7 protein-coding genes are annotated in these 7,493 nt (G+C 72.6%); 4 read left to right on the top strand and 3 right to left on the bottom strand.

What is annotated here, in order from left to right; genetic code table 11:
- The coding region (locus MXD58_RS15805) for a TIGR03619 family F420-dependent LLM class oxidoreductase (RefSeq protein ID WP_250609457.1) at positions 1-718 on the bottom strand (718 nt) is incomplete at its 3' end.
- A gap of 93 nt (positions 719-811) precedes the next feature.
- Between MXD58_RS15805 and MXD58_RS15800 the strand changes: the two genes are divergently transcribed.
- Complete coding sequence (locus MXD58_RS15800) at positions 812-1,696, top strand: IclR family transcriptional regulator (RefSeq protein WP_248836934.1); 885 nt, start codon at positions 812-814, stop codon at positions 1,694-1,696.
- 17 nt (positions 1,697-1,713) lie between these two features.
- On the opposite strand, the gene MXD58_RS15795 is transcribed toward MXD58_RS15800, so the two are convergent.
- Both MXD58_RS15795 and MXD58_RS15790 read right to left on the bottom strand, forming a co-directional pair.
- Positions 1,714-2,493, bottom strand: a complete 780-nt coding sequence (locus tag MXD58_RS15795) for an ABC transporter permease (protein ID WP_248836933.1) — start codon at positions 2,491-2,493, stop codon at positions 1,714-1,716.
- Between the two features lie 112 nt (positions 2,494-2,605).
- A complete protein-coding gene (locus MXD58_RS15790) occupies positions 2,606-3,604 on the bottom strand; it encodes an efflux ABC transporter ATPase subunit, DrrA-related (RefSeq protein ID WP_248836932.1) in 999 nt (332 codons plus the stop codon).
- A gap of 53 nt (positions 3,605-3,657) precedes the next feature.
- Between MXD58_RS15790 and MXD58_RS15785 the strand changes: the two genes are divergently transcribed.
- The 3 genes from MXD58_RS15785 (at position 3,658) to MXD58_RS15775 (ending at position 7,368) form a co-directional block, all read left to right on the top strand.
- Positions 3,658-4,617, top strand: a complete 960-nt coding sequence (locus MXD58_RS15785) for a TetR/AcrR family transcriptional regulator (protein ID WP_248836931.1) — start codon at positions 3,658-3,660, stop codon at positions 4,615-4,617.
- A 233-nt stretch (positions 4,618-4,850) separates the two neighbouring features.
- Complete coding sequence (locus MXD58_RS15780) at positions 4,851-6,107, top strand: cytochrome P450 (RefSeq protein ID WP_248836930.1); 1,257 nt, start codon at positions 4,851-4,853, stop codon at positions 6,105-6,107.
- Between the two features lie 169 nt (positions 6,108-6,276).
- Positions 6,277-7,368: an AMP-binding protein gene (locus MXD58_RS15775; protein WP_248836929.1), complete on the top strand. Its 1,092-nt coding sequence runs from the start codon at positions 6,277-6,279 to the stop codon at positions 7,366-7,368.
- The last annotated feature ends 125 nt before the right edge of the window (positions 7,369-7,493 follow it).

The raw sequence follows: 7,493 nt of genomic DNA, 5'->3' as shown, positions 1-7,493 counted from the left end.
GCTCACCGCGCCCGGCTGCGGCCCACGCCTCGCGCAGGCGCGCGACGCCGGCGGCCACCCCGGCCGTCGACTCGCCCATGATGGGGATCCAGCCGGCGCCGAGCTCGGTGATGCGCCGCAGGTTGCGCCTGGTCATCGGGCCGGCGAACAGGATCGGCGGGCCACCGGGGGAGACCGGTTTCGGATCGCACCAGATCTTCTCGAACGCGACGGTGGGCAGATCGACGGCCGCCGGGCCGCCCGGGGCCCACAGGGCCTGGCAGGCGGTGATGGTGTCGTCGAGGATCTGCGCACGGCGCTCGAAGTCGAGATCCATCGTCTCGTACTCCTCAGGCTGCCAGCCGGTGCCGACGCCGAGCTCGAGGCGGCCCCCGGACAGGGCGTCGAGGGAGGCGGCGGTCTTGGCCAGCAGCGGCGCGCGGCGCAGGCCGGCGATGAGGATGCCGGTGGACAGCCGTAGCCGCGAGGTCGCCCCCGCGATCACCGCCAGCGTGGTGAGAGGTTCCAGCCAGGGCGAACCGTGCGGGAACGCGAAAGTGCCGAACGGATAGCGGTCGAGGCGCTCGCCCATCACCAGGTGGTCGCTCTGCACGACCGTGTCGATGCCGGTATCGTCGGCGGCTTTCGCCAGCTCGACGACCCGGTGCTGCTCGTCGGCTCGGTAGAGGCTGGTCGCGACGGGCAGGCCGAGGGCGATGCGTGGCCGGCCGCTCGTCACGGCTGAGCCCAGGACGCCGGGAAAACGTCTATAAATAGAGACAGTGTTCCGTTCACGAGACAGACTAGGCAGGGCCAGGAAAGGGCGTCAACCATGCCGACCCAGCCCGTCCGCTCGGTGCAGCGGGCAGCTCAGGTTCTCAAGGTGCTCGCCGCGATGCCCGAGCGCGACCTGTCACTGTCGGAGATCGCCCGTGCCGTCGGCATCCACCGATCCTCCTGCCAGGCGGTCCTGCTCGCGCTGTGCGCGGAGGAGCTCGCCGTGCGCCGCGAACCGGGCCCGCATTACCGGCTCGGCCCGCAGCTGCTCGGCCTCGGACGCGCCGCCGGCAGCGCCGTCACCCTCACCGACGTCCTCGACGCCGCGCTGCTGCGCCTGCGCGACGAGTTCCAGGCCAGCGCCCTGGCGGGCACCCCCCACGGCGACGCGGTCATCATCACCGCCGCCCGCGCGGTGCCCCACCCGTATGGACTGACCGTTCGTGCCGGGTCCGTCGCCCCGCTGCGGGCGCCCGCCGGCCCGATCTACGTGGCCTGGGCCGACGACGACGCCCAGCAGCAGTGGCTGGATCGCGCCGACCCGGCGTTGGAGGCGGCCCGGCGACGCGAGCTGACCGACACGCTGCGCGATGTCCGCGCCCGTGGTTGGAGCGCGACGGTCACTGCCCATGGCGACGTCGATGCGACCCGCGCGTCCCACGAGATCACCGACGCCGAGCTCACCGCCGGCCGCCTCCAGATCATCGGCATCAGCGCGCCGGTGTGGGACGCGGGCGCCGCGCTCGCGTCGTCTCTCGCGTTGACCGGCCTGCCCGGCGATCTCAGCGGCTCCGAGCTGCGCCAGGTCGCCGGCCGGCTCGTCGAGGCCGCCGCCGAGGTCACGAGCCTGACCGGCGGAGTGCCGCCCGGGTCGCCCGGGTCGCCCGGCCCGCCCGGAGCCGGGACGACGCGAGGTCCGTCCGGGGGCCTCGACGCCTGACACCGGGCGAGCCGCGCTCAGGCCGCGAAACGGCGGCGGAACAGCCATGCCGCCCCCGCCCAGGACAGTGCGAGGATCCCCACCCCCCAGACGCCGGCGATCCACGCCTCGTGACCGAGCGACGCGCCGGTGGACGTGTGGCCCATCCACAGGGCGCGCATCGTCTCGATGATCGGGGTGAACGGCTGGTTCTCGGCGAAGCCGCGCAGCGCCGCGGGCATCGTGCGGGTCGGCACGAACGCGGTGCTCACATACGGCAGGAACATCAACACGAACGTGAACGAGTTCGCCGCCTCGGGACCGCCGGCGAGCAGGCCGACCGCCGCCGCGAGCCACGACAGCGCCAGGATGAACAGCACGATCATCGCCACGGCGCCCACCCAGCGCCAGACCGACGTCGTCGGTCGCCAGCCGATGCCGAGCCCGACGCCGATGACCAGCGCCGTCGCCAGCAGGTTGCGGGTGAGGCTTGCCGCGACCTGCCCGAGCAGGATCGACGACGCCCGGATCGGCATCGACCGGAACCGGTCGACGATCCCACCGGCCAGGTCCGCGGCCAGCGCCACCGCCGTCGTCCCCGCGCCGAAGCCGGCGCACAGCACGATCAGGCCCGGCACGACGTAGTCCACGTAGGAACCGGAGTCCTTCAGTTCTCCGCCGAAGACGTAGACGAACAGCAACATCAGCATGATCGGCAACATCAGCGCGGTGAAGAACGCCTCCGGGTCCCGCCGTGACCGCCGCAGGCAGCGCGTGATCATGATGCGAGAGTCGGTGACGGCGTAGGCGAGGCTCATCGACGGATCTCCTGTCGGGGGTGCTGGCGGGGACGGGCGGGGTCGGTGCGTCGGTTGGGGGCCCAGCACAGGCTGTGGTCACCGCACAGGCTGTGGTCACTGCAGGCTGTGGTCACTGCACAGGCTCCGGGGCGCGGCGCGGCGGGGGTGCGGGGTGCGCGGCGGCGATGAGGGAGAGGAAGACGTCGTCGAGGCTCGGCCGGTGCGTCGAGACCCGGGGGGTGGCGGCGCCGGTGGCGGCGACGGCGGTGAGCAGCGCCCGCAGCCGGGTGGCCGAGCCGTCGGTGGCGATGTCGATCGTATGGGCCTGCTCGTCGGCGTCCTCGGCGATCAGGGCGTCGGCGGTGGCGCCGGCACGCGTGGCGCCCCCGGCGGCGAGGGCCGTGCGCCAGGCGCGGACGTCGGGGAAGCGCAGGCGGACGATCTCGGCGCCGAGGCTGGACTTCAGCTCGTCCGGCGTGCCGCGGGCCACGATCTGACCGCCGGTGAGCATCGCGACGGTGTCGGCGAGCTGGTCGGCCTCCTCCAGGTACTGGGTGGTGAGCAGGATCGTGACGTCCTGCTCGGCGAGGCGGCGCACGGTGTGCCAGAGCTGCTCCCGGCTGCGCGGGTCCAGGCCGGTCGTGGGCTCGTCGAGGAACAGCAGCTCGGGACGCCTGATCATGCTCGCGGCGAGGTCGAGGCGGCGGCGCATGCCCCCGGAGTAGGTCCCGACCCGGCGGTCCTGGGCGTCGGCGAGCCCGAACTCGGCCAGCAGCTCGGCGACCCTGTCGCGGCGGGTGCGCCGCGGCAGGTGCAGCAGACCGGCCATCATCTCCAGGTTCTCCCGGCCGGTCAGGACGTCGTCGACGGCCGCGTACTGCCCGGTCAGGCTGATCGCGCCGCGCACGCCCACCGGGTCGGCGGCCAGGTCGTGGCCGGCGATCGTCGCGTGCCCGCCGTCGGGGCGGACCAGCGTGGCCAGGATGCGTACCAGCGTCGTCTTGCCGGCGCCGTTCGGGCCGAGCAGGCCGAGCACCGAGCCCCGCTCGAGGGCGAGGTCGACACCGTCGAGCACGACCCGCCCGCCGAAGGACTTGCGGATCCCCTCCGCAACAACTGTGTATGGCATAGACAAACGGTATATGTCATACACAGATTCTGTCCAGCCCGTATTCTCGGCCCGTGGACGAGACGCGGGCGAGCAGTGAGGCGACCTCGTCGCGGCCGCTGCCGCCGGGCCTCGCGCTGCTCTGGGGCCGGCGCGCCGCCGGCGCCCGCGGCCCCCGACCCGGGCTGTCGGTGGACGCGATCGTGGCCGCGGCCATCGAGCTCGCCGACGCCGAGGGCCTGGAGGCCGTGTCGATGGCCCGCGTCGCGGGGGCGCTGGGCTTCACGACGATGTCGCTCTACCGGCACATCGCCAGCAAGGACGAGCTGCTCCAGCTCATGTGGAACGGCTCCGCCCTCGGCGTCGAGACGTTGGAACTACGGGGCGAGACGTGGCGCGAACGCCTGCGCTGCTGGGCGCTCACGCAGCGAGAGATGATCGACCGCCATCCCTGGATCACCCAGATGCCGATGGCCGCGCCCCCGCTTGCGCCGAACTCGATGACCTTCGTCGAGCTCGGCCTCGCGGCGTTCGACGACACCACCCTGCCCGACATCGAGAAGCTCCGCGTGATCGGCCTGCTCAGCTCCTACACCCTGAGTGAGGCACGGATGGCCCACGACGCCGCCCGAGCCGCCGCCGCGGCGGGGGCGGGGGCGGGGGCGGGGGCGGTCGACACCGACGGCCCGCGCGCCGCGCCGGATGGCGACCACGCCGGTGACGGCCCTGGCGGATTCGGCCCTGGCGGTAACGGCCGTGCCGGTAACGGCCGTGCCGGTGACAGCCGTGCCGGTGACAGCCGGGCCGGCGATGCCGCCGGTGACCAGCGCAGCCCGTCACCACCCCCGTGGACGTGGGAATCCCTGCTGCGGGAGCTGATCGACGTCGGGCGCTATCCCCGACTGCACGCGCTCGCCTGGTCCAACGAGATCGGCGACGGCCCGAGCGGCTTCGACGAACGCGACGAGTTCCTCCTCGGCGTCGAGACCATTCTCGACGGCGTCGCCGCGATGATCGCCCGCCACGCCCGATAGGAAAGCCGGTCCGGCCCGACTTTCCCGGGAAATGTCCTTCGCCGGCCGCGATCGGTCCCGCCTATCGCCCGGCGGAAATGTCGATGCGCGGGCGGTGCCTTCGCCGAGCGTTCACCTGCGGTCAGGATTCCGCTCACCGGCGGTGCCAGAATGGGCGGCGGCCGGCGGAACGGCTCGTGGCCCCGGGTCCTCCCGCCGGCCGCGTCGATGCGGGCAATCGAGGGGAAGCGCAGATGACCACTGCGGTCGAGCCGGAGACGTCGGGCTGGCAGTTCACGGGAATCCTGTCCGCTATGGCGGCCAGTCAGCTTCCCGATCCCTATCCCTGCTACGACGTGGTGCGCCGAGCGGGAACGTTCCTGGACGGCGAACTCGCCGGCGGTCCCATCACCCTCGTCACGGGCCACGCCGAAGGCGCCGCGATGCTCGCGCATCCCGGATTCGGCCACGGTTATCGCGACGGCGTCGCCTTCCGCGGCAAGGTCGAGGACGGGCTCGGGTCGCTGCTGCGCGCCGACCCGCCGGACCACGGCCGGCTGCGGCGCCTCGTCGGCCGGGCGTTCACGCCCTCCGTCGTTGCCGCCCTCGTCCCGCACATCACCACCACGGTCAACGCGCTGCTCGACGACGCGCTCGAGGCGGGGGAGGTCGACGCGGTCACGGCGTTGACCCGGCCGATGCCGCTGCGGGTGATGTGCTGGCTGCTCGGCGTCCCGGACGCCGACGAGGCCGAGTTCGGCGCCTGGGCGGACGCGCTGACCAGGGGACTCGACCCGCGCCCGCTGCTCACCCCGGCGGAGAACGCCGCTCGAAACCACGCCACGAGCGCTTTCGAGGACTACTTCCGCGCGCTCATCGCCCGTCGGCGCGCGCAACCGCGGGACGACCTGCTCAGCGGGCTCGTCGCGATCCACGACGACGGTGACGCGCTGTCCGAGCAGGAACTGCTCGAGCTGTGCACGCTGCTGCTGGTCGCCGGCTACGAGACGACCGTGAACCTGCTCGGCGGCGGCATTCTCGCGCTGGTGCGCAACCCTGACCAGCTCGCCGCCCTGCGCGCCGACCCCACCCTGGTCGGCCCGGCTGTGGAGGAGATGCTCCGCTACGACCCGCCGATCCAGTTCATCGGCCGCACCATCCTCGCCGACGCGGAGATCGGCGGGCGCGCGTTCGTCCGCGGCGACGGTGTGATCATCGCGGTGGGGGCGGCGAACCGTGATCCGGCCGCCTTCGACGAGCCCGACCAGTTCCGGGTGGACCGCTTCGCCGCCGCCGCCGGCGGCGGCGGCCGGGCGCGGCGCCACCTTGGCTTCGGCGCGGGGATCCACTACTGCCTCGGCGCGCCGCTCGCCCGGGTCGAAGCGGAGCTGACGTTCCGGGCGCTGCTGAGCCGCGTCGGCTCCCTGTCTCTCGCCGCCGGCGAGATCGCCTTCCGCAAGCAGATCGTCATCCGTGGCGTGCGGTCGCTACCACTTCGACTGGCCCCCTGACCAGGGCGGGAACAAGGACGTTCCACGTCCACCAGGCGAACGCGCACAGAGATTCCAATGGTGCAATCGGTTGCCCCTCCTCCCGCCGCGTGAGCCGGAAAGATCGGCGACGATGCGGGCGTCGGCGCGGGACGACGCCGGCGATCCGACGCGCCCGCGGAGGCAGCGCATGAGCTTCGACCTTCTCGACCTACCCGAACCGGACCGACCACCCGTCGACCCCGAGGAGTACCTGCGCGCCCTGATGCGCTGGCACTTCTCCCCGCGGACCGGCAGCCCCTTCTGGCTGCGCCGCGCGCGGAGCCTCGACTTCGACCCCATCGGGGACGTCCACACCTTCGAGGACCTGCGGCGCTTCCCGAACGTCGTCGACGAGTTCCGCGCGGTGCCGGTCGAGGACCTGGTGCCGCGTGGGCTCTCCGGTGCCGACCGCGTCATCGCCGGGGTGTACGAATCCGGCGGCACCACCGGCCTGCCGAAGCGTTTCGTCATGTTCGACCGGTGGATGGAGTTCGCGCTCGGCTGGGACGAGTCCCACTACGCCGGGCTCGGCACCGCGAACGTCCTGCTCGTCGGGCCCAGCGGGCCGCACATGTTCGGGGAGTTCGCCCGCCGCCGGGCCCGGCGCCAGAACGGCATGCTGTTCTCCGTCGACCTCGACCCACGATGGATCAAAAAACTGCTCGAACGCGGCGACGCCGCCGAGTCGGAACGCTACGTCGAGCATGTCGTCGACCAGGCCGCGCACATTCTGCGTACCCAGACCGTCGGCATTCTCATCACCACCCCGCCGCTGCTCGAACGCCTCACCCGGCGAGCCGGCCTCGTCGAGACCATACGCAAGGACGTCCGCTACCTCTGCTGGAGCGGCGCCCATCTCGACGCCGACACCCGCGAGATCTTCCAGAACGAGATCTTCCCCGGCATTGCGCTCAAGGGCCTGTACGGCAGCACCACCATTCTCGGAATGTCCCGGGAGCGCGACGTCGAACGCGCCGACGGCCTCGCCGCCTTCGACCCGCCCAGCCCGTACATCGTCTTCCGCGTCGTCGATCCGCGGACCGGTGAGGACGTGGCACACGGGGAACGCGGGCAGGTCGTCATGAACCACCTGACGAAGTACGCGCTCATCCCGAACAATCTCGAACGTGACCACGCACTGAGCATCGAGGCGCCGCCGGGCTGGTTCGGCTGCTCGGTGGCCGACGTCGGCCCGGTGGCCACCTTCGGTGACACCACGGTGATCGAAGGGGTCTACTGATGTCCGCTTCGGCGCAGGCGCAGGCGCAGGCGCAGGCGGATCCGGCGGACCCGAGCGCCCATGCCGAGCAGGCCGCCGCGGCCGGCCGCCTCGGCGTGCCGGTGCAGGCGGGCGCGGGCGTGCAG

It is taken from the genome of Frankia sp. AgKG'84/4 (genome assembly GCF_023242965.2).
Lineage (GTDB): Bacteria > Actinomycetota > Actinomycetes > Frankiales > Frankiaceae > Frankia.
This window is presented reverse-complemented; position numbering and strand designations above follow the sequence as displayed.